Here is a 24,927-nt window from a genome sequence, read left to right on the forward strand (position 1 = left end):
ACAACCTACAATCATACATATGTCAACACCATTATTAAACATACACTAATTATTCATTACAATAAAGATAAACTTACAGGAATACAGTCAATATCATTGACCATAAAACTCTAGATTTACTCTATATAATATTATAAAAACATAAATAGGGTAACATATACGTACTATATAAATCTTCACACTTATACTGAAAGTATTAGTATCCAAATGTAGTATTAACATTTATTACATTTTCTGCCAAATAATCTACACAAACATTATAACCTGCTTAGAGTCAACTAGCTTTCATAAAAACGTAGACCTATATCACTTTAACTTTGATTACGATCCATACAAGTATTAGTATCCAAATGTAGTATCAATATTTATTACATTTTCTGCCAACAATCTACACAAACATTATAACCTACTCAGAGTGAGACTAGCTTTCATAAAAGCGTAGGCCTATTATTACTTCAACCTTGATTATGACCTATACAAGTATTTATGAAAACATAAATAGAACATTTGTGAATGTCTCACTTACAAAATTTTTACTGATCAGTTAAACACATTAATGTAGTATTTCCACCTAAAGCTGTAGTATTAATACTCACTACCTTTTCTGTTAGGAATCTATGTAAATAGTATGGTCCACCTGCTTTAGGGCCAGTACCTGATAACCCTTGCCCTCCAAAAGGTTGTACTCCTACTACTGCTCCGACTTGATTCCTATTTACATAAACATTTCCAACATTGACACTATCAATAATAACATCAATATTACTTTGTACTCTACTCTGTACAGCAAATGTTAAACCATATCCTGTACTATTAATTTCATCTAAAATTCTGTGCAAGTCTCCTTTTTTATAGCGGATTATATGTAATATTGGACCAAATACTTCCCTCTTTAACTGAGATATACTTTGTATTTCATATACACATGGAGCAAAAAAATAACCTTTTTCGCAATCTTCCCCTAACTTAACTTTATATAACAATTTTGCTTCTCGTGACATCCTATCTTCATGAGCTATCAACATTTCTTGTGACGCTTTATCTATCACTGGACCTATATCTGTTTTTAACAACATAGGATCACCTACAACTAAATCTTCCATAGCCCCACAAATCATTTCAATTTGTTTATCTGCTACTTCCTCTTGTACAAACAACACTCTTAATGCAGAACATCTTTGTCCAGCACTCTTAAACGCTGATGTTATTACATCATTCGTAACTTGTTCTATCAACGCAGAAGTATCAGTTATCATAGTATTTAAACCACCAGTTTCAGCTATGAATGGAATAATACCACCTTCTTTTTCTGCAATAGATTGATTAATTATTCTAGCTGTCTCTGTTGAACCAGTAAATGCTACACCACCTATTTTTTCATTCCTTAACAATGCTTCCCCTAATTCTTTACCACTACCTAATAACAAGTGTAGAACTTCTTTTGGTACTCCAGCATCATGCAATAGTTTCACTGTTTCATAAGCAATAATAGAAGTTTGTTCAGCAGGTTTTGCAAGTACAGTATTTCCAGTAACCAATGCTGCAGCAATAGGACCAACAAATATCGCTAATGGGAAATTCCAAGGAGATATACACACAAATACACCTCTGCTCCTAAAGTAAAGGTAATTATCTTCCCCTACAGGACCAGGCAACTTTCTTGATTGTTCTAACTCTTGTCTTCCAAGAACTGCATAATAACGTAAAAAGTCAACAGCTTCCCTTATCTCTGCAATAGCATCAGAAATAACCTTACCTCCCTCTCTAATGAGTAACATTATTAATTTTGCCTTATTCTCTTCTATTAAATTAGCTGCTTTTTCTAATATAGCAGCACGAGTGGAAACTGGAATATTAGACCAATCTTTAAATGCATTATAAGCCATATCTAAAGCTGATAATGCTTGTGCAGTATCCGTAAATAATACTTCCCCAATAATATCCTCAGAATTTGTTGGAGAAAATACCTCTATAAAATTACCATCTAATTCTTTTCCACCTATAATTGGAGCTGCTTTGAATTTACAAGTTTGATAATTTTTCATTTCTTCATTAAAATTTGTTAAAGTAACAGAATCAGTAATATCAATACCCATAGAATTAAGCCTCTCAGGACCAAATATATCCTTCGGCAATGGTATACTAGGATGAGGTAAATATTCTAATTCTCTTGCTTTTTCTAATGGATCCTCTATCAACTGTTCCAATGATACATTACTATCATTTAACTGATTAATAAACGAACTATTTGCCCCATTTTCCAATAACCTCCTAATTAAGTACGGAAGTAAATCTTGATAACTTCCAACAGGAGCATAAACCCTACATTTAACATTTGCTGCTAATTCTTGTGTTACATACTCATACAAATTAGCCCCCATGCCATGCAATCTTTGAAATTCAAATCCTGGATGATCCTTATTTGCCATCTCTAATATCGCAGCTAATGTGTAAGCATTATGTGTAGCAAAACATGGAGAAAAAGTATTTGGCTTACTTAAAATTTTGTTTGCACACGCTAAATATGAAACATCAGTATATACTTTTCTTGTAAACACTGGATAGCTGCTTAACCCCAATTCTTGAGCATTCTTTATTTCATAATCCCAATATGCACCTTTTACAAGCCTTACCATCATTTTATGATGGGATCTTACTGATATATCTTCCACAAAATCCAATACTGAAAATGCTCTCTTCTGATATGCCTGTACAGCCAATCCTAAACCTTCCCATCCATTCAAACTGCTGTCAAACCGTAACTTCTCAAGTATCATTAACGATATTTCTAGCCTACTTGCTTCTTCTGCATCAACACACACACGAATATTATGTTCTTTTGCCAATTTACATATTTGAAGTAATTTGTCTACTATCTCATCTAATACTTTATCTATCTGTGAAAACTCATATCTACTATGCAATGCAGATATTTTTACTGATATCTCATCATAATCTATCAAATTTCCTATCTCATTATTAACTTTAGACTTTCCTATGCTATCCACTGCTGCCATATATTCAGTAAAATACCTTTCTGCATCTTTTCTTGTTTTTGCAGCTTCCCCTAATATGTCAAATGAATACAGTTCCCCTTCTCTTCTATTGTTAAGTGCTTCTGTGATATCTCTTCCTTTTATAAAATGCTTTCCTAAAATACACATTGCTTGTTGCACTGCCTTTCTAATGATAGGCTCACCCATTGTTTTCAATAAATTATTTATGGTACCAAACCATCTAGTACTATCATTACTATCCTTTAATACCTTTCCACCTATAAACAAACCCCAAGTTGCTGCATTTACAAACATCGATGAAGAACTTCCTATGTGATTACTCCACATACTGTTCCCTATTTTATCTTTTATTAAATCATTTATTGTACAATCATCTGGTATTCTTAACAAAGATTCTGCTAAACACATAAGAGCTATGCCTTCTTCATTTGACAAACCATACTCTTGCATAAAAGCATCTATTATACCTAAATTTCTATCTACTCTTATTCTTTCGATTATTTGTTTTGCAACACTGTAAATCCTAATTTTAGAATCTTGTGATATTTCTGTTTTTTCTGTCAAATATCTTGTACAACTATTTTCTTCTATACGATACAACATTTGCATACGTCTACGTATTTCATTCGGCGTTTGTAATGCACTTATCATTTCTCATATCTCCCATTAATACCTAATATTTGCAACATCAGCATATTAGTTAACATTAGAACATTTAATCAAATTCATTATGAAGTTAATAATTAAACACACTAATAAAAATCAAATATTTTGTTTATCATAAATATTAATAATATTCTATAAAAATTCACTACTTTATTATTTTTCAAAGAGTCACATGAATTTCTAAACCAACTATTCTAACAGAATATATAAACAAGTAACACACACAATAAGACATCAATATAAACACTATATACCATACTTTAAACACATTACTACTATAAAAAAACACAAACTTTTGCATATCTTTCATAATAATAATATTACACTAACCTTATTTAAGTAATGGTTATATGTATAATAACATTTATTCAATTTAAATACACATAACTTACAAAGTAATACAACTAAAAATATACCTGCTATACTTTTAATTCTAAAAATTCATGTATAAATATACTCTATAATACACTTTATTTCATTTTAAGAACACTAAAATTAATGTCTAGCACTTATTGGATATTATATAGATTATTCAAACTTATTTAGTCCTTTACTTTATAGTTTTACTAAAATATAACATACTATAATATCCGTCTATAATGTAAAAATTTTAATGTTTATTTAGATAACTACCTATAATTTATCCTTTATCATATTTAATTTCAGTTTAAGAATACAACCCTTTACTTTCCATTATAAATAAAGTAGCATGCCCATATTTGAGTTAACGTTAGGGTTTACATGTTCAATTTGTCACAAAAAAGATTTCTGATTACTGGAGCATCTGGTGGTATTGGAAAAGCTATAACTAAAACTTTATCAAATGCAGGAGCTATCCTGTGTATTTCAGGTACTAAAGCACCTGTATTGCAGGAAATTGCAGAACAATACTCAAGTGCAGGTAACATATATACTTTACCTTGTGATTTAACAAACGATGAACAGATTAATAGCTTAATTGACAATGCATGCAAGGCTATGTCTGGTATTGATGGCATAATATGCAATGCCGGCATTACCTTAGATAAACTCACATTACGTACCTCTGATGAAGACTGGCACAAAGTTATCAACACAAACTTAACCACAACCTTTAAACTAAACCGCAATGCATGTCGTGCAATGTTAAAAAACAATCAAGGAAGGATAATTAACATATCTTCAATTATAGCATTTACCGGCAATCCTGGACAAGCAAGTTACTCAGCATCCAAAGCTGGTATGATAGCTATGAGTAAATCCATAGCAAAAGAGTTTGCAAACCGCAATATAACTGTAAATTGTATAGCTCCAGGGTTTATTGAAACACCAATGACAGATGCATTATCAGAAGAACAACGTAACAACATTATAACACATATCCCAATGAAGAGGATAGGTACACCAGAAGAAGTAGCTGCTGCAGTTTTATTTTTAGCCAGCGATGAAAGTAAATATATTACAGGCCAAACTTTACACATAAATGGTGGAATGTTAATGTATTAATGTGGTACAATGCTAATACACTAATTTATAAAGACACATGTTTCTTTTTAAAAAAGCAACATATAAAACCAAATATTATATAGCACTTTGTGCTAATACTATATACTTTGGGGTGTTCTTATTCGCAATTTTTATACAATTAATCAGATTTCCTTCAAAGCTTAGCAATAAAGACCTACTGTTAATTAATGTGCTAATGGTTTTATCAGCACGTATTATGCTATGTTTATTATCATCCTATGAATTAACATGCACACATTACACAAATGATAACGATTCCTTATTATATTATAAAAAAGCAGCATACGCAGCTGAAGTAATTAGTACTATAATCGCAATAATAATACAAGTTATTGCAGTATCTCAAGTAGCAGCAGGTAATTTAGAGATAGTATCAAGTAAAAAAACAACGATTCATACCAAAGGAGCTGTAGACTTTGCTTGTATATTAATCAAGTTATTAATAGCATCACCACTGCTAGTATATTTTAATTATCGTAGAATGAAAGATGATAAATGTGCAGCATACAAAAAAGATGCAGAAATTTTATTTTATCTTTCTATAACATCACTAGTTATAAGTTTTATAGCATTCATCGGAAAAATCATTAATGTTTTAGAACAAACACAATCCTTTGCACTCTTCAATACAGAAAATCACAGCAATAATGGACCTACTAACTTCCCTCTTGGCCCAATAATTAGAATATCATGTATTGCAGCTAGCATAATCATATTGACAGTAATACTCAGTATAGAATCATCCATTAGCTCTAAAATGTCAGATACCACAATAGAATACCAAGGACTCTCTAATGCTAATGAATTGAGTGGCTAAGGAGGGATTCGAACCCGCGACCGAGAGATTATGATTCTCCTACTCTACCACTGAGCTACTTAGCCCCTAGGTAATCATATAACACACGATCTACATAATTTCAACATAATTTATATAGTAATTAATTAGTAAAATAATGCTTTATAACTAAAATATAAAAAATATCAAAATTTATAAATATTAAAATAACTCAACACTACCTGGTTATACATATTTACAGTAAAAATACCTTATTTCTATTACAACTCATATAAATAAAAAGCTTTAATGATAGCATGCAAAATTCTTCTACATCCAAGTAAATATATTTACATAGTAAAAAATATATTGTATACTCAAATTTTTACTACTTTAAATCAAGACACAAATCCTAACTCACATAATAGAAAGATATAACATGATAAAAATCAAGGCTTCACGTTATACAAAAATCCATCTTATAGCAATAGCAATAATTTTATCATTATGGAATGTCTTTTTTATAATAAAGTTAATATCAAGTATTCCACAACATATCAAAAATCTTATATTTCCATACACTGCAATATTATCCATATCTTCATTATTACTCTATGGTATTAATATAATATACAATTTAAATATTATGTTAAAATACCATCAAGGAAAAATAGAGCTGCAAAAAAAATCTCTATTCTCTTATTTAGGAGTCATAGGAGAAGCAACAAGTTTACTGGCACTTAACATCATATCAACCATTGCTATTTTAATTTTGCCAATGAATAAACCCATGATCATAGCTGCCTCTATATTTAATATACTATCTTCACTTTTCGTTATAGAATATGCCTCCATTTTTTTAAATACAGACATTAAAAACCACAAACAGTTAAAAAATACAAATAAGTCCACAAAATATACAACATGGTCAATAATAAACTGGTCTGCAGCATTAATCATATCAATAGCAAATGTAAGTTTTACATTTACTGGTTATTTTATAAAACACAATGCCAATGATATTTTTAAAATTATATTATTTACAGTATACATATCAATTATTACTTCTCTAATCTTTATGAGAAATATGCGAGAAAATGATCCCTCAATATTACTAAATGCACAGGTAGAACCTACAAGATTTAACACAGATGAAGAAAGGGAACATCTTCTGAAACATGAAGAAGGAATCTCACACTACAGTAGGTAAACTCATATCAGATCTACACAGTAAATATTTATGTTTGCAATCACAATGCATATGCATATCCTTACCTTTCTAGCAAAATTACTGTATGTATTATTAATTACTGATAAACAAAATATATATTAATGTTGTAAAATATAAATGCTCAATATTGATAAGCAGTATACTTATATTATAATGCTAAAATATTTATAATCTTTAATTAATCATTAAGAACTTAAATCAAGTTCACATACAACTGGAGCATGGTCAGAAGGTGTATCCAATCCTCTAAGTTTATCATGAATAACACAAGACAATAGCTTATCTGTAGCTTGTGGTGATAATAACAAGTTATCTATTCTTAAACCCCTATTTTGCTGCCATGCACCTGCTTTATAATTCCACCAACTAAATTTCTTTTCATAGTCATTCAATACACGAAAAGAATCTGTAAACCCTAAATTCAAAATAGATCGAAACTTTTCTCTTTCAGACTTATGAAAACATAATTTACCATCCATAACTTCAGGATCATAGACATCTATAGGATAAGGTGCTACATTATAATCGCCACCTAATATTAAAATTTCTTCTTTTTTAAGTAAAGATAATGCATGTTCTCTTAATTGATCAAAAAACCCAAGTTTATATTGAAAAGCATCAGAATCAATACTTTGTCCATTAGGAACATATATACTAGCAATACGAATTTTAATATTATGATGTAGAACTACACACTCCAAATAACGAGACTCATCACAATTATAAATAAAATTCTCTGAACTTAATTCGTAACATAACTTAGATTTGTAATCAGATGAAAAAATACTTGTAACCAATTCCCCAACTATAGGATACCTTGTTATAATGGCTACTCCATTCCTAGCCTTCTGCCCATGTACATAGCACTTATATCCTAATGATTCCACATCAAAAAAAGGAAACTGTTCATCTGTACACTTTATTTCTTGCAACAACGCTATATCAATAGCACTATTAATTAGCCAATTACATAAATGATCCAACCTTTTCCTAATAGAGTTGACATTCCATGTAGCTATTTTTAAAGTCATTGTGATCTCTAAAAACTACTTATCAAATTAAGTTAAATACTTACCATTAATATCAACAAATCTATGAGTTAAATCACAGGTCCACACAGTTGCATCGAAATTACCAGCATTAATATCAACTTCGATATAAATATTTTGCTCACTTTTTACGTATTGATTAACAGAAGCTTTATCATAAGTAGAACTAATTTCACCATTTACTAATATTACATGGGTTCCTATTTTTAATGATACTTCATTTTTATTAAAGGGTTCCCCAGCTTTACCTATAGCCATCATTATTCTACCCCAATTAGCATCTCCACCTGCTATAGCAGTTTTGACAAGCAAAGAATTTGCTACTGAAAAACCTAATTTTCTAGCAGCATCTACTGACGTAGCATTTTTAATATTAATTGCAATAAATTTCGTGACCCCTTCTCCATCTTTTACAATTAAATGTGCCATTTCCACTAGCATATCTTTTAAAGCAACTTTAAAGTCATCAAGAGCTTGATCATCAACGGAACATACTTGCTTATGTTTAGCAAGATTTGTCGCAAATATTAAAACTGAATCACTAGTAGATGTATCACCATCAACAGTAATATTATTAAAAGATACATTAACATACTCTTTCAACAATTTCTGTAATACATCTGACTTAATGTTAGCATTGGTAAAAACATACGCTAACATTGTTGCCATATTTGGAGCAACCATACCTGAACCTTTACATATCCCATTTATGGTAACTTTTTCACCACAAATTGATACCTCCTTTGTGACCATCTTTACAAAGGTATCAGTTGTAGTAATACTATCAGCAGCATCTTCCCAAGAGCTTTTAATACTACCCAACATAGGATCTAGTATTACAGATTTAATTTTTTCAACCGGCAAAGGAATACCTATAATTCCTGTAGAACAAAAATAAACTTCTTCAGTAGAACAATCAAACCTTTCTGCACACAACCTTGTAATTTCTTCAACGGCTTTATACCCTCCAACACCTACAGCAACATTGGAGTTACCAGAATTTACAATTAAAACCCTTGCCTTACCATGAGGAAGTATCTTCCTACAATGTTCAACATTGCTACTCGCTGTATAAGATGTTGTAAATACCCCACCTACACTAGTGTTATCTGGCATCTTAACTATTAGGAGATCAAGTTCATCTACAATGTTTTTAATACCACAAGCAAAAGAATACAACTCAACTCCATCAACTTCAGGCATAACAGGAAAATTAGTTGGAGCAAGAGGAGAAATAAGAAATCTAATTGGATTATTTGAAAAATTTTTGACCATTACTACTACCAATTAATGCTTCTTAAGTTATATAAAGTATATGCATATAATGCAAGAAAGTTATTGAAAAAAATTACTAAAACTTGCTTGTAATATTAAACTTTAAATAAGCAACTTCTAAAATCAACTTCAACATTATCATTGCGTTTTTTGTATCAAAAACTAATCTCAATAACATGTATTTCAAGCACAGTAAGATCTAAATTACAGTATGACCTTAAAATCAACAAATACAGTATGAGAATTCAACTGAAAATCCTGAAAATGATATACCACAGTATTACCATCTTCATCATAGATCTTATTTGTGTCATATTTCCAATAATTTTTCAGATAGTCATATCCGATACATAAATTCATTTTTTTACTATAAAGATAACATAACCCAACTTCGCTTTGGATGCTCATACCATAATGAGTCGCAACATTACTTCTAAATCCCTGATAATTCAATAAACCAGCAATACCAACTCCATAACTTAAGTATACTATCAACTTATTATTAATAACATAATCATATCCACAATTAATAAGAGTAGTAACACTATTGATTTTAAATATATCTTCTATTTTCGATATATAAACCTTCTTATCAATAATTCTCTGTAATATATCAATTAAATCTATTTTTTCAAAATACTCTAACTTTTGTATAGCAGGTTTTATATTTGCATATCTTACTTTAACTTCATAGAAAAAATTATTACTTAATTGATATCCAGCTGCAGTATTAATATCTATGTTAAATCGTTTATAACCCATATATTCTGACTTAAAGCTATCAGAATAATTTCCAACAAGATTATAGCCTCCTTTGAGATAAAAATGATTTGCTAAAGCATCAAAATTAAATGTAACAACTGCAAAATATACAATAACACATATATAATTTTTCATAAAGAGTAAAAATATTAACTATATATTTGATATATAATTCTCTATTATCAAGTCAACATAAAAATCATTATGATAATTTAAACATTATCGATAAACATATAAACAACTATACCATTATTCCCTTACTATATACATCACTTGTAACTGCATGCTACCTATATATTAGACATATTATCAATAAGATAAATAACTTTCTTAAGAATTAGATTTAATATATACTTACGTATTATTTATGTGTTCCCATTTTAAACATAAAAATATACAACGCTAAAAATTCCATAATAATAAATAAAAATATTCTAGTGAATTGATAAAATATAATAATAAAGAAGTTCAATATATTATAAACAATACTTAGTACAAATGAATAATACTAAAAAACAAACTCTAAACCAAACATAAGACCGTAAGATCCTAAAATATAGCAACGTTTAAAGTTAATATTATCTTTAGGTTTCATATAACCAATAAAATATCTATATCCACCATACATAATAATATTATTTAATAACTGATACTTTATTCCAACAATGCTTTGCATCATTAAATTACTTTTAAGATCTAAAGTTTCAGTATTTTTCAAAAGTTTACCAATGAAATTATGGAGATCAACACCTGCTCCAAAAAAAAATGTAAAGTCTCTTATACTAAAAAAATTACCAACATCATAGTACAAATTAAAGAAAACTTTGTATTTATTATTATTCCAATACAACATCTTTTTTTGTAAGACCTTTTCCCTATCTTCATCAACTACTTCTTTATTATTATCTATTTTTTTCTTAGTTATATACATAAACTCTAGATCAGTTCTAAAATTATTTAAAGAGGCACTAGGACATATATAACCTAATGTCAACCCTGCATTATAACCAGTCACATTATTTACATTAAAATCAAAATCTAAATATCCATCTCCAGTTTTAAATTCCAGTATTTTTTTATCATACCCATAAGATCCACCAACATAAAACTTGCTAACAGAATCACTTACCATACTTTTTGCAAATACTTTACTGTGTGTTAAACAAATTAATACTAAGAGTATAATCTGTAGATACAAGATAGCTTTCATTAATATAACTACATTCTTACCAATAAATTATGTATAATATAAAATATTATTTGCATTGTAATTTAATCAACATTTAATAAGAGATCAAATCTTATATTATTGCACTATTACTAATCAATCAGTAATTAAGTTGTCACCCCAATCAAAATACAATAAAATCTAGTCTTTAATTAATATTTCCATTATCTATGAAAAAAATAGTATTAGCTTATTCAGGGGGATTAGATACCTCAGTTATATTAAAATGGCTCCAAGAAAATTATAATTGTGAAGTAGTAGTATTTACTGCAGATTTAGGTCAAAATGATGATATGTCTGCAATAAGACAAAAGGCAGCTGCATCAAATGTAAAAGAAATTTTTATAGAAGACTTAAAAGAAGAATTTGTAAAAGATTTCGTATTCCCCATGTTTAGAGCAAATACTGTATATGAAGGATATTACTTATTGGGAACATCTATAGCAAGGCCATTAATAGCTAAACGACAAATTGAAATAGCTCACCTTACAGGAGCAGATGCTGTAGCACATGGAGCAACTGGAAAAGGAAATGACCAGATTAGATTTGAATTTGGATATTATTCATGCGATCCAAATATAAAGGTAATAGCACCTTGGCGTCAGTGGGAATTGACTTCAAGAAATAGTTTAATAGAATATGCAAAAAAGCATGGTATTGATGTTCCTTTAGATAAAGCAAGTGAACCACCATATTCTATAGATGCAAACCTATTACATACCTCATACGAAGGCAAATCTTTAGAAGATCCATATATTGAACCTGATTATACAATGCTCTCCAAATCAGTAATTCCAGAATTAGCTAGTGATACTCCAGAATATATAGAAATTTCCTTTAAAAACGGAGATCCACATGCAATAAATAATGTACCCCTTTCACCTGCAAATCTATTACAACAATTGAATATAATAGGTGGTAGACATGGTATAGGAATTATTGACATAGTAGAAAATCGCTATATAGGCATAAAATCAAGAGGAGTATACGAAACTCCTGGAGGAACAATTCTTTTACACGCACACCGTGCTATAGAAAGTATAACTTTAGACAGAGAAGCAGCACACCTTAAGGATGAAATAATGCCAAGATATGCTAAACTAATATATAATGGATATTGGTGGACTACTGAAAGAAAGATGTTACAAGCACTTATTGATAAATCACAAGACAAAGTAAATGGAGTAGTACGCTTAAAATTATACAAAGGATCTGTTATGGTTGTAGGACGAACATCAGAAAATAGCTTATATTCACATAACCTAGCAAGCTTTGACTCATCAGGAAATTATAATCATACAGACGCAGAAGGATTTATTAAAATAAATTCTCTAAGATTAAGAAATAGCTAACATTTTACTTTAATATTGTACCTTTAAAATAACAATATTCATCTTAAGTAGCATTAAGTCCAAATCAAAGTATTATCACTAATATATTTACCCTAAGATTTGGACTTATTCTTATAATACGAAATGAAATTTGCACTATTAGCAATGTCACACATTTCACTACTGCAAATTAATTACAATAGAAAAATTGCTATACTAATAAAACTGTTATTTAAATTTAATTAATATCACTAACTCAAATCAACCTTTCACAATTAGTAAAAGTACCGCTAAATAACATTTACCTGCTTGCTAAATAATGAAAATAGGAAAATTATAATTAACAACACCTATTATTATCTAATTCTCCCCTATTCACATTAATAGGATCTACTTCTAATAATGTTGCACACAATTCTTCACATCCTTCTTGACCAAGTAATGTTGCTGTTTCTGACTCTAGTGTATTACTGGATTTATTCGCTACAGGATCATGACTTGGTACAAAAACTTGTGATAGGAAAATAGAGGTTAAAATAACTGCATACCCAATAAAGAGAGCAGCTTTCAAAAGCATAGCAAGATCATGATTAGCAGAAAAGTCTAAAACCTCATGTAATAACGTTTCATATAAAAGATTATAAATTCCCAACGAAACAAAGATTACACTATTCAATAATGACCACACAGCATGCAACCTTATTCTAACACTATTGCACTGTTTTGATCTAGCATTGCCTTCAATACTTTTCATCAAAAGTATAGACCCATATGTTACAGAAAATAGTGATGCTACAATATTAAAAAGACGAAGAGGAAGAGCTATAGAACTAAAAGGTAATAAGTGACTTCCTAAAATTAGTAATATAGAAGCTATACCTAAAAATCCCGTAGACTCACCAATAAAACCACATGCTACAGCTATTTGTTTCCTAGCATCACTTAATGCACTATTGTCCTTCTTTGATTGTTCCGACAGCTCTCGCCTTACATTAATAATATTCAATATATTACATGTAATATTAATAAATTGTGAGATAAATCACATAGCTGCAACTATTAGCAAAAGGTAACTTGCTAAAAATTGTATATTATTAGATCCATACAACATGATAAAAAATGCACTAGTCAATAATATTAAGTAGGAAACTGACAATACAATATATGCCATTTGCCACTTATGAATTTTACGCTTATTAAACAACCTATTTTTTTTATGACTATTATCTCTCATAAACCCTCTAATAACACACATATATATTAATCATGAGGGTACAGAACTATTTTGTAAAGTAAATATTTTTATTATTATTTTAATATAATTTTAACGTAAGAGTAGAAACTTTATATAATAATCAGCGCATAAATACCTTATGGCAAGTACCTCAAAACTGTCACCTACTGACGGCAATACTTCACCTACACATAGTAACTTTCTATGATATTACGAAACAAACAACAACTCACAGATTTCATGAAAAAGTTGCGGGGACCGGATTTGAACCGAGCGACCTACAGGTTATGAGCCTGTCGAGCTACCAGACTGCTCTACCCCGCATATTAATATGCCATAAATTTCAGATCAAATATTTACTATACTAAATTATTTGCTCTGGCAAGAACTTTTTTTCACATCAGCACCTTGACTTGTACTAGGAGATACTGCTTGAGCACCTATATCTTCAGATGTAATAGGAGGTAGTCCCTGAACAATATCTGTAATTTCCTCACTTAATTCTTGTAGCTGTTCTTCTGAAGCCTTATGTTGTCCTTCACCCTTATCAAATATTCCACTAAGAAATAATGATTCACTTGAAGATGACAATCCTCTAGAAGATAACGATGATAAACCACTGCTGCTTAAACTCGATATTTCCTCCACAGAGGAAGATACAGATACGGTATCGGTCTCAAAACCACTCTCCTTCGCTGATGCACCTAGAGATACAGTAGGACTCATTGTTATTGTATTCAGTTCAGGAGAATAAGATGGAAGTCTATGCAACACAGATTTTTGCGACTTACTGCTATCAACACCTTCTTCTACACCATCTAATGTTTTATAAACAGGAACACTAGGAATAAACTCCTGAAACGGAGATGATCCCTGAACCTGTTCACTCTGTATTTCCTTTTCTGATAATGATTCACTACTACTAGAGACTCCCTGAAACTTTCCACTTTGTATCCCCTCTTGTAATGATTTAGGACTACTAAAATCGGGTCCATGTAGACCATGAACTGCAGCTTTTGCTTCATATTTTAGTAGGGTCTTGTATACAGAACGTCCTAAGACCTTATCTAATATTGTTTTAGGCTTTTTAAGATGACTTTCCCCTTCAACACATCCTGATAATAATTTACCATCCAAACTAGGTATCGTTAATGTGTCGCAACTACATGCTTTAATCAATTTTTTGGAATATGTACTATCCCCTGATACAGCATAATGCACAGGAGTTTTCCCTTCGTCATTTCGAACATTAACTGTACTTGACAAAGATTCTTTATCCAAACCATTTAACATTAAATCAACTACTTCATTCAAACCTTGCTGAATGGTCTGTAAGCCTTCAGCACCAGGTCTCAGAGCTAAATGCAATGCTGTATTACCGTACAAATTTTGCACACCTATTACAGCACTTAAATCCCTTTTATCACAACCTTCTAATATTATTCGCGCACATTTACCATCATAATTCTTCAGTGCACAATGCAAAGGTGTATCACCATTGTTATTTGGTGTACATGCTAAAGCCTCTAGCACATCTTTATTTAAATTACTTACTAATAATTTTACTAAATCTGGATTACCTGAATTAACAGCTACATGTAATAACGTCTCTCCTGCATCATTTTTTGCTCCCGCAATCTTTGAGAAATCTTTTTTGTCCAAAGCAGATATCATAGCAGATGCTATCTTAGTACCAGATAACTTAAGAGCTAAATGCAGCGGTGTATCACCATTACTATTTTGTTTTGAGAGAATATCCCTGGCAGTTCTTCCACCTTTAGATATTAGCGTTTTTACACCCTTTTCAGCAAAACCTTTTTCTTGATGGTTAACAAGCATATGACATGCTGTATTACCATCTCTTCCTACGGCAGTAGCATTACATCCTTTAGAAGATAACAATTCCAGCATAACAAGATCAGTGTTTTCCACAGCAATCATTAACAAACTATTTTTATAATGAATACTGTTCTCATCAGAGACTTTTTGATTAATATCTCCACCACTAGCAACCAGTTTCTTAACAGCATGAGTATTACCAGACACTACAGCAGAAACTAATGGAGATGCTTTACCTTCTACATTAATCCTTTCACCTTGTTCCAGTAATAAATCTAATAATTTGTTATACCCAGAATTTATACACTTTTGTAAAAGTATATTTTTATCCTCACTTTGACCAATTTTTGCACCACTATTTAATAAAAGCTTAACTATAGGAACAAGTTTTTTTTCATTTTGTCCTGAATATATAGCACTAGATATCACAGAACGGCCGTTATTATCCACAGTATTAACATCTGCTCCAGCATTACATAGAGCTTTTACAGTTTTCAAATCTCCTTTTTCCATCGCAGAATGCGCAGACGTTTTACCATCAGCATTTCTAACATTAAGATCAATAGAAGGATGGGACAATAATCTCTTAATAAGACTATGGTTACCTCTATTAATTGCATATTGCAACACAGTATTTTGATCGGGTCCCATAGTTTGATTAACATTCACACTTTCATGTTCAACCATCCTTTTTATTATACTACCATCACCTCGGATACATGCTAGATGTAATGGAGTAAGTGTACTATCACTCTGAGCATTAACTTCTTCTCCTGAAGCGTTCTCAATAATCAATTTTACAGTTTTAACATCTGCAAATAAAGCAGCCATATGAACAGGATTGAATCCATTAGGGGACGATTGTCTGAGGATATCTGGAGATTTTTTTAAAAATAAATTAAGCAATTGTAGATTATTCGCTTTAACAGCAGCATGCACTGGAGAAGTAGGAAAATTTTGTGAATTCAGATAACCATATAAGTCTCCACTTACACCTGATAATATACTCTGCGAACCAAAACCAGACACATTTAACCTAGGCCCACTTCCTTCTCTTATTAATAATTCTTGCAAAACTTGTTTCCCATGGTGCTTTTTTATAGATTGCCTTACGGTTTCAAATGCCTTGGTACCTTCAACTTTACAAGCAATATGCAAAGGTGTATCACCTTGCAAATCTTCACATAATAATGATGCAGCAGAACTTTTAACACCTTGAACACGTCCTTTAACTGAACATAAATTTTTTATCGATTTTATATCATTACCAGCAACAGCATAATGTAAAGGTGTACTATAATTCTTATCACGTACAGCACAATCTACACCATTTTGTAATAACATCACAGATAACCCTTTTGAATTACCGCTGATTGCCGCACAATGCAATGGAGTACGTCCATTTACATCTTGTGTATTAACTGCACTAGCTTGAGGAGACTCAGCTTTTGTATTTCTGATTACATATGATAGCACCTCAGAAGAAGCAGCTTCAGCAGCATAATGTATAGGCATCCTACCAGTAGGATGATCTATAAGATTAAAATCCATACCACATTCATTAGCAACCTGTATGTTCCCTATAGAACAGCCAGGGTTCTGAACCATAACATGCAATGGGGATTGATTTCCAAAATTTCTAATATTAATTATATTACTATTTGTCTTAGATATACAATTATCCAATACTTGACCATTACAATTTTTAGCAGCATGGTGCAATGGTAAATTTCCATCAGCATCCTGAATATTATAACCATCAAGACCACTCTCGCCGAATGAATTCTCTACACTTTCTATAGCGTTAATGATCCTTGGATCAACATTATATGCATAAGCTAAATGCAGTAATGTCATTACATTTCTACCTTCACGGACAGGATTATTAGGAATATCAACTTGCACTGGCTCATTAATTAGTTCAGATATCCCTTCCTTATCATTTTTTAAAATACTAACAATTTCTTCTAGATCTGGCTCAGGTAAATTTCCTTCAGATTGTACTATTTTATCACAAATATGACGCATTAACCCATCAGTTACTAGAAATTTAGGATCTATCTCTTCATCATGAATAACTGCATCCCTAACACCTTCCCACATAACATCGTCAAACTCCATAGCGTACGAACCATCATTAAAGCCATATGGTCCATTCACTAACTGTCTGTCCCCTATACTAGGACCTTGATATCCCGCTTGATCTAACTGTTGACCACCTTGACCAAGTCCTTGGAAGTCAGCAGGATCTTGATATATATCTTCTTCAAGTTCTTCACCTGCTTCTTGAGGTACAGGGTTTTCCTGAATTCCATCTGCACCTGCACCTTGTGAAACTTGATCAAGACTCGCATATGGATCTTCTTCCATTTCTTCCTGATGCCCGGGTATTCCCTGATATATAGGATCTTCCTGAGGCTCAACTTCACCCACATTGTTTCTTGGCGGAAGTGGAGGAGCAATTTCTTCCTCTTCTTCAACAGAAGGATCTTCTTCTAATACTTGAGTAGGAGCAGGTCTTTGACCTTTAGGTAAAGGTACCGCATACAATGGATCTTCTTCAACTGCTTCCTGAAGCTCAGCTACATCCCCTCTTGGCGGAAGTGGAGGAGCAATTTCTTCTTCTTCAACAGAAGGATCTTCTTCTAATACTTGAGTAGGAGTAGGTCTCTGATCTTTAGGTAAAGGTACCGCATACAAACCTTCTTCTACAGTTTCTCCTGTTTCTTGCTGAGAAGGCAAATCAGCAACATCTAATCCACCAACAGCACCTTCTTCTACTGGTTGGGCTAGCGGTGGTTGACCTTCAACATGTTGTTGATCTTCTCCACCAGGCTGAGGATTAACCTGATCTGAACTTTGAATATTATCCTCTTGCGAATTAGGATTTTGTTGTAAATTATCTTGTTTTGGATCTGCCATAAAAACTTCCTATACAAACTATTTAGATTATCCTTGCAAATTATTACAAATAATAAATTTCCAACCATTTAAACAATCAACATAAGGCTATGCATATTTAAATACATTAAAGTGGTTTCAATAATCCGCAGTCATAGGATATCAACAATACTTAAAAAAATAATTAATATAGACTTGTATGACATCTATCCCACGATCAATACTACTAAAATACCAATATTTCATACGTTGTATCAAAGATTTTTCTATGCTCTTGAATAGCAAAACGATCTGTCATGCCTAAGATAAAATCACAAATACACAATTGATCGATCTATTAAATTAGCATCCATCGCTTTTACACCCCAATCAGAAGGTAAAATCTGTGGATCATCATAAAAAACTTGAAATAATTCCTTGGATATCAACAATAATTAAAAAAATAATTAATATAGACTTGTATGATAATACTACGATCAATGCTACTAAAATACTAACATTTCATACGTTGTATCAAAGATTTTTCTATGCTCTTGAATAGCAAAACGATCTGTCATGCCTGAGATAAAATCACAAATACATAATTGATCGATCTATTAAATTAGCATCCATCGCTTTTACACCCCAATCAGAAGGTAAAATCTGTGGATCATTATAAAAAACTTGAAATAATTCTTTGAATATCAACAATACTTAAAAAAATAATTAATATAGATTTGTATAACATCTATACTACGATCAATACTACTAAAATACCAACATCTCGTACGTTGTATCAAAGATTTTTCTATGCTCTTGAATAGCAAAACGATCTGTCATGCCTGAGATAAAATCACAAATTACAATTGATCGATCTATTAAATTAGCATCCATTGCTTTCACACCCCAATCAGAAGGTAAAATCTGTGGATCATCATAAAAAACTTGAAATAATTCTTTTATTATACGCTTTACTTTATTTTTTACCCTTTTCACTTTATAGTAGTTGTATAATTTAGTTCTAAGAAAGTTTTGTAAGCCTATTTTATACTGATTCATTTCTTCAGAAAAATGTACAAATACTTTACCTAACTTCCTAATATCATCATGAGAACGTATATCATACTCTTTAATATTGTTTGTAACCTGAGATATTATATCCATTAACATAATATCAACAGTTCTTCTTAGAAACTCATGCACAATTCGATTATCAGATACACTTAATCCAGAGTTATCATCTATTACTTTCTTTAAGATGTCCCCAATCAATGGTAATTCTAATAATTCCTCTATAACCAAAATTTTTGCTCTTATTCCATCATCAATATCATGCATATTATAAGCTATATCATCAGAGATAGATGCAATTTGAGCTTCAGCACTAGAAAAATTGTCAAGGTCTAACTTATAATATGAATCATAATCTAACATAAACTTATGTATTTTTTTATTAGAATTAATTCGATTTTCCCCTGTAATAGGACCATTATGTTTAGCTACTCCTTCCAATGTTTCCCAAGTAAGGTTCATGCCATCAAATTTTATATATCTTTTTTCTAAAAATGTTAATATCCTCAGAGCCTGAATATTATGATCAAATCCTAAATGATGCATAGTCATCTCATTTAAAGCATCTTCTCCTGCATGCCCAAATGGAGGATGACCCAAATCATGTGCTAAAGATATAGCTTCTGTTAAATCTTCATTAAATCTCAGCTTTCTACTTAATGACCTTGCTATTTGAGCAACTTCAAGACTATGAGTTAGTCTTGTTCTATAATAATCATTTTCATAATTAATAAATACTTGTGTTTTATACTGTAATTTACGGAATGCACCCGAATATATAATGCGGTCACGATCCCTTTGATAACAGTCGCAATATTGGTCTTCCTCTTCATGAAATATTCTACCTCTTGTTTCAGTAGGATTACATGCATATTTTACTAGATCTAACATAGTTATAATTTGACACAAATAAAAAGTATGATATACTCACTCGTTAGTTTTTAATTCGGTATTGCATATATGTCAAACTTAAAGAGTGCAGACTTAACCCTTACAGAAAATGCTGTTAATAAAATTAAACATTTAATTGATCAAGAAGAAGATGCAGATTCTCTTTTATGCCTATCCGTTTCTGGTGGTGGATGTTCAGGATTTCAGTATAACTTCAACATTTGCAATATAAATACATTACTTGCTGATGACGAAGATGATGAAGACGACGATTATGACTTTCTTGACGATGATGATGAAGAATACGATGACGAAGATGAGTTAGAGGGAGGAAGCAGTGCAAAGTTTACCGTTTTTGATGAAGAGACCGGAAAGCCTCTATTACTAATAGATCAAGCATCTAATAATCTTTTAAAGCACTCTATAATAGATTATGTTGAAGATATTAATGGGTCAAGATTTATAATCAACAACCCAATTGCAAAATCTAAGTGTGGATGTGGTAATAGTTTCTCTATATAAGTCATGGTATAACTTTGAAAAAATATTACTCTTTCATAAGGCTTTTTTCAACTGTATTTCTTGCCTTAGTTGTAGCTCTATTGCTGCGGGTCTTTTTATTTGAACCATTCCACATACCTTCCGGTTCAATGAAAAGTACATTGTTAGTAGGTGACTATATATTTATCAGTAAGTATAGCTATGGTTATAGCAAGCATTCTATTCCCTTTTCACTACCAATAATAAAAGGTCGCATTTTTTCTAAACTACCAAAAGCTGGTGATGTTGTTGTATTTCGTCCACCTAAAGAGATGAATCTTCATTATATCAAAAGAGTCATTGGAGTACCTGGAGATAAAATACAGCTCATTGATGGGTTTTTGTATATTAATGGAGAAAAAATGAAGTATGAAAAGCTGGGTGATTTTGTTGATGATGACGGAAAGGTAATTAGCCGCTATTCAGAAACTCTATATAATGGAAATACTCATGAAATATTAGACGAAGTTCCAGGTAGCCCACTTGACAACACTCCTGTATATCATGTACCTGAAGGGTATGTTTTTGTACTAGGAGATAATAGGGATAATTCCCGAGATAGCAGGTTTATTACAGATGTTGGATACATCCCTCTTGAAAACATCGTAGGTAAAGCTCATGTGGTAGCACTGTCATTTAAAAAGTCTGATACTGTTTTACCTTTTGCAATAAGGTTAGATAGAATATGGCATACTATTAATTAGGCCTATTTATGATTTATAAGAAAAATTTTTCAAAGTTATCACCTATCACAAATTTGATACGTAGTGCTCTTCTTAACTGTAGGGGTATGTACATTACTTTACGTTATATGTTTAAGCCAAAAGTTACTTTAAACTATCCATTAGAAAAAGGTCCCTTAAGTACAAGGTTTAGAGGAGAACATGCATTACGCAAGTATAAAAATGGAGAAGAACGTTGTATAGCATGCAAATTGTGTGAAGCTATATGTCCAGCTCAAGCAATCACAATTGAAGCTCAAGAACGAGATGATGGTAGTCGCCGTACAGTACGCTATGATATAGACATGACAAAATGCATATATTGCGGTTTCTGCCAAGAAGCATGCCCTGTAGATGCAATAGTAGAAGGTCCAAATTTTGAATATGCAACAGAAACAAGAGAGGAGCTTATGTACAACAAAAGTAAATTACTCCATAATGGACAAATATGGGAAGAAGCCATTGATTTAAGGATCAAAAAGAATAGCCAATTTTATTAATAAAATCAAATTTTTAAGTATATATAATCATCTTCTACATTAAAAATTCTGTCAATTATTACGATATACTTTTAAAATCAGTTATAACGTTTTATATTTTTTTGTCATTAGTGTATCATACAAGTAAATCATTTCTAATTTTTAGAACTCTTTTATAATTTAAATACACACTATTCAATAACTCAATTATATTTTGATCATGACAAGATGATATAATACTTATATCAGACTTAATTTTCTTACGTTTACAATTTAATAGGTCTAGTAATTCTTTTTCTATACACTGGAGATCTTTCACTGTTGAAAAATCTAATTGTTTTAAATACTCAATTTGTATATCAAGAATATTTACTATCTGTGATTTTATTTCAATTATATCATTCAATATAAACACTAAAACCCCCTAAATATGGATGCATTCCATATTCCTATAGAAGATTAGTTACTATAAATCTCTACCTTTTTTCTTAATAATAAAATACCAAGATACTTAGTTAATAAAAACTCAACCTTTATCAAATATCCAAAATTATATGATTTTTAAATACTTAACCTAAACTAGACCATATTCTTACTAGCACGGGAAGCACGTTTACGTTCATTAGGATCTAAATATTTTTTACGCAAACGGATAGATTTAGGTGTACATTCAACTAATTCATCATCATTAATAAATGCTATCATTTCTTCTAAAGTCATTACTTTTGGTGGAACTAACCTAACTGCTTCATCTGAACCTGCTGCTCTTATATTAGTTAATTGTTTACCCTTTAATACATTAACATCAATATCATTTTCACGATTATGAAGCCCAACAATCATTCCACAATATACTTTATCTTGAGGTTTAACAAACATAATACCCCGATCTTGCAAATTAAATATTGCATAAGCTACTGCATCACCTTTATCAGTAGAAATAAGAACTCCATTATTTCTAGTAGGAATATTACCTTTATGTGGAGCATAACTATGGAATAACCGGTTCATAATTCCAGTACCATGAGAGTCTGTTAAAAATTCTCCCTGATACCCTATAAGACCACGTGAAGGAACTAAAAATATCATTCTCACTCTATCTTTTCCAGATGGACGTAAATCTCGCATATCACCTTTACGGAAACTTAATTTTTCCATAATCACACCGCTGTATGCTTCATCTACATCTATAACAACTTCTTCTATAGGTTCTAAAACTTGACCTTGATCATCTTTACGTAATAAAACACGAGGTCTAGATACAGATAGTTCAAAACCTTCCCTTCTCATAGTCTCAATTAACACTCCAAGCTGTAGTTCTCCTCTTCCACCAACCTCATATGCATCACCCTGCTCTGTCTCTTTAACTGTAATTGCAACGTTTGTTTCAGCTTCAGCTACAAGGCGTGCTTTAATAACAGTCGATGTCAATTTTACTCCTTCCGTACCAGCAAATGGCGAGTCATTCACACTAATAGTTACTGCCATAGTTGGAGGATCAACAGGTGTTGATGTAATAGGAAAATTAATAGAACTATCAAGAATACTATCAGATACAGAAGCCTTCTCAAGACCTGCAACAGCAATAATATCCCCAGCTTTTGCCTCTTTAATTGGGATACGCTTTACCCCTGAAAATGCCAAAAGCTTTGTAAGTTTACCATATTCAACAACTTCACCAGATAAATTCAATACTTTAACACTGTCATTAACCCGTATTGTACCTGTATATATTTTTCCCGTTAATATTCTACCTAAAAATTTGTCCGACTCTAATAAAGTCAACAACATAGTAAATGGTGCATTAGCATCATAAGAAACAGGCTTTACATATTCAACAATCGCTTCAAATAATGGTACTAAACTTTCCCTATTATCAGACAAATTTTTAACACACCATCCATTTCTTCCTGATGCATATAATATTGGAAAATCCAATTGCTCACTAGTAGCATCCAGATTGATAAATAACTCATACACTTCATCTAGTACTTCATCTACTCTACTATCTGGCCTATCAACTTTATTTATAATCACTATTGGTAATAATCCAGCTTTCAATGCTTTTGATAAGACAAACTTAGTCTGAGGCATAGGACCCTCTGACGCATCAACAAGCAGTAACACTCCATCTGCCATTGACAATACTCTTTCTACCTCTCCACCAAAATCCGCATGTCCTGGAGTATCAATTATATTAATTTTCTTACCTTGCCAAATAACAGATGTACACTTTGCTAAAATGGTAATACCACGTTCACGTTCCAAATCATTATTATCCATCACCCTTTCAGCTACATCTTGATTTTCTCTAAATGTACCACTCTGTTTTAACATACCATCTAATAGCGTTGTTTTCCCATGATCAACATGAGCAATAATTGCTAAATTACATATCGACTGATAATCACCTTGTGACAACATAATATCT

The 24,927-nt window shown here is 31.3% G+C and carries 20 protein-coding genes and 2 tRNA genes; 8 read left to right on the forward strand and 14 right to left on the reverse strand.

Going from position 1 to position 24,927, the window contains the following annotated elements:
- Positions 1 to 533: 533 nt before the first annotated feature.
- The gene (gene putA, locus ECH_RS02815; protein WP_011452748.1) at positions 534 to 3,668 is read right to left on the reverse strand and encodes a bifunctional proline dehydrogenase/L-glutamate gamma-semialdehyde dehydrogenase PutA; all 3,135 of its coding nucleotides are present in this window, start codon (positions 3,666 to 3,668) and stop codon (positions 534 to 536) included.
- 756 nt (positions 3,669 to 4,424) lie between these two features.
- Here putA and fabG point away from each other — a divergent pair.
- Positions 4,425 to 5,168 (forward strand): 3-oxoacyl-[acyl-carrier-protein] reductase, encoded by a 744-nt coding sequence (gene fabG, locus ECH_RS02820; protein ID WP_006011569.1) that lies wholly within the window; start codon positions 4,425 to 4,427, stop codon positions 5,166 to 5,168.
- Between the two features lie 196 nt (positions 5,169 to 5,364).
- Positions 5,365 to 6,006 (forward strand): hypothetical protein, encoded by a 642-nt coding sequence (locus tag ECH_RS04690; protein ID WP_226988389.1) that lies wholly within the window; start codon positions 5,365 to 5,367, stop codon positions 6,004 to 6,006.
- Here ECH_RS04690 and ECH_RS02825 read toward each other — a convergent pair.
- A tRNA-Met gene (locus ECH_RS02825) sits at positions 6,000 to 6,071 on the reverse strand. The genes ECH_RS04690 and ECH_RS02825 overlap by 7 nt on opposite strands.
- Before the next feature lie 332 nt (positions 6,072 to 6,403).
- On the opposite strand from ECH_RS02825, the gene ECH_RS02830 reads away from it, so the two are divergent.
- Positions 6,404 to 7,174 carry a hypothetical protein gene (locus ECH_RS02830; RefSeq protein ID WP_011452751.1) on the forward strand — a complete coding sequence of 257 codons (771 nt, stop codon included), beginning with the start codon at positions 6,404 to 6,406 and terminating at the stop codon, positions 7,172 to 7,174.
- Positions 7,175 to 7,380: 206 nt separating this feature from the next.
- On the opposite strand, the gene xth is transcribed toward ECH_RS02830, so the two are convergent.
- The 4 genes from xth to ECH_RS02850 form a co-directional block, all read right to left on the reverse strand.
- Complete coding sequence (gene xth / locus ECH_RS02835; protein ID WP_011452753.1) at positions 7,381 to 8,226, reverse strand: exodeoxyribonuclease III; 846 nt, start codon at positions 8,224 to 8,226, stop codon at positions 7,381 to 7,383.
- 27 nt (positions 8,227 to 8,253) lie between these two features.
- Complete coding sequence (gene argJ, locus ECH_RS02840) at positions 8,254 to 9,519, reverse strand: bifunctional glutamate N-acetyltransferase/amino-acid acetyltransferase ArgJ (RefSeq protein ID WP_006011519.1); 1,266 nt, start codon at positions 9,517 to 9,519, stop codon at positions 8,254 to 8,256.
- 204 nt (positions 9,520 to 9,723) lie between these two features.
- Entirely contained in the window at positions 9,724 to 10,416 is a 693-nt protein-coding gene (locus ECH_RS02845) for a hypothetical protein (RefSeq protein WP_006011521.1), read from the reverse strand.
- A gap of 373 nt (positions 10,417 to 10,789) precedes the next feature.
- Complete coding sequence (locus ECH_RS02850) at positions 10,790 to 11,413, reverse strand: outer membrane beta-barrel protein (RefSeq protein ID WP_230577177.1); 624 nt, start codon at positions 11,411 to 11,413, stop codon at positions 10,790 to 10,792.
- A gap of 266 nt (positions 11,414 to 11,679) precedes the next feature.
- On the opposite strand from ECH_RS02850, the gene ECH_RS02855 reads away from it, so the two are divergent.
- A complete protein-coding gene (locus ECH_RS02855) occupies positions 11,680 to 12,861 on the forward strand; it encodes an argininosuccinate synthase (RefSeq protein ID WP_011452756.1) in 1,182 nt (393 codons plus the stop codon).
- Positions 12,862 to 13,180: 319 nt separating this feature from the next.
- On the opposite strand, the gene ECH_RS02860 is transcribed toward ECH_RS02855, so the two are convergent.
- From ECH_RS02860 to ECH_RS05020, 5 genes are all read right to left on the reverse strand, one after another.
- Positions 13,181 to 13,846, reverse strand: a complete 666-nt coding sequence (locus ECH_RS02860; protein WP_011452757.1) for a hypothetical protein — start codon at positions 13,844 to 13,846, stop codon at positions 13,181 to 13,183.
- Between the two features lie 36 nt (positions 13,847 to 13,882).
- The gene (locus ECH_RS04695) at positions 13,883 to 14,074 is read right to left on the reverse strand and encodes a hypothetical protein (RefSeq protein ID WP_052281500.1); all 192 of its coding nucleotides are present in this window, start codon (positions 14,072 to 14,074) and stop codon (positions 13,883 to 13,885) included.
- Positions 14,075 to 14,323: 249 nt separating this feature from the next.
- Positions 14,324 to 14,398: transfer RNA gene (locus tag ECH_RS02865), tRNA-Met, on the reverse strand.
- A 45-nt stretch (positions 14,399 to 14,443) separates the two neighbouring features.
- Entirely contained in the window at positions 14,444 to 18,835 is a 4,392-nt protein-coding gene (locus tag ECH_RS02870) for an ankyrin repeat domain-containing protein (RefSeq protein ID WP_011452759.1), read from the reverse strand.
- Positions 18,836 to 19,040: 205 nt separating this feature from the next.
- Complete coding sequence (locus tag ECH_RS05020) at positions 19,041 to 19,112, reverse strand: hypothetical protein (protein WP_080545548.1); 72 nt, start codon at positions 19,110 to 19,112, stop codon at positions 19,041 to 19,043.
- 87 nt (positions 19,113 to 19,199) lie between these two features.
- Between ECH_RS05020 and ECH_RS04990 the strand changes: the two genes are divergently transcribed.
- Entirely contained in the window at positions 19,200 to 19,355 is a 156-nt protein-coding gene (locus ECH_RS04990) for a hypothetical protein (RefSeq protein WP_162465262.1), read from the forward strand.
- Positions 19,356 to 19,561: 206 nt separating this feature from the next.
- On the opposite strand, the gene ECH_RS02875 is transcribed toward ECH_RS04990, so the two are convergent.
- Entirely contained in the window at positions 19,562 to 20,755 is a 1,194-nt protein-coding gene (locus ECH_RS02875; protein ID WP_006009867.1) for a deoxyguanosinetriphosphate triphosphohydrolase, read from the reverse strand.
- Between the two features lie 69 nt (positions 20,756 to 20,824).
- Here ECH_RS02875 and ECH_RS02880 point away from each other — a divergent pair, with 69 nt between their 5' ends.
- The 3 genes from ECH_RS02880 to nuoI are packed head-to-tail and all read left to right on the forward strand — an operon-like array spanning position 20,825 to position 22,517.
- Positions 20,825 to 21,277, forward strand: coding sequence for a HesB/IscA family protein (locus tag ECH_RS02880; protein ID WP_006009865.1), 453 nt, complete (start codon positions 20,825 to 20,827; stop codon positions 21,275 to 21,277).
- A 14-nt stretch (positions 21,278 to 21,291) separates the two neighbouring features.
- Positions 21,292 to 21,999, forward strand: a complete 708-nt coding sequence (gene lepB / locus ECH_RS02885) for a signal peptidase I (RefSeq protein WP_006009863.1) — start codon at positions 21,292 to 21,294, stop codon at positions 21,997 to 21,999.
- Between the two features lie 8 nt (positions 22,000 to 22,007).
- A complete protein-coding gene (gene nuoI, locus ECH_RS02890) occupies positions 22,008 to 22,517 on the forward strand; it encodes an NADH-quinone oxidoreductase subunit NuoI (RefSeq protein ID WP_006009861.1) in 510 nt (169 codons plus the stop codon).
- A gap of 115 nt (positions 22,518 to 22,632) precedes the next feature.
- On the opposite strand, the gene ECH_RS02895 is transcribed toward nuoI, so the two are convergent.
- Positions 22,633 to 22,911 (reverse strand): hypothetical protein, encoded by a 279-nt coding sequence (locus ECH_RS02895; RefSeq protein ID WP_006009872.1) that lies wholly within the window; start codon positions 22,909 to 22,911, stop codon positions 22,633 to 22,635.
- 164 nt (positions 22,912 to 23,075) lie between these two features.
- Entirely contained in the window at positions 23,076 to 24,920 is a 1,845-nt protein-coding gene (gene typA / locus ECH_RS02900; protein ID WP_006009859.1) for a translational GTPase TypA, read from the reverse strand.
- Between the last annotated feature and the right edge of the window lie 7 nt (positions 24,921 to 24,927).

Source organism: Ehrlichia chaffeensis str. Arkansas, assembly GCF_000013145.1.
Classification (GTDB): domain Bacteria; phylum Pseudomonadota; class Alphaproteobacteria; order Rickettsiales; family Anaplasmataceae; genus Ehrlichia; species Ehrlichia chaffeensis.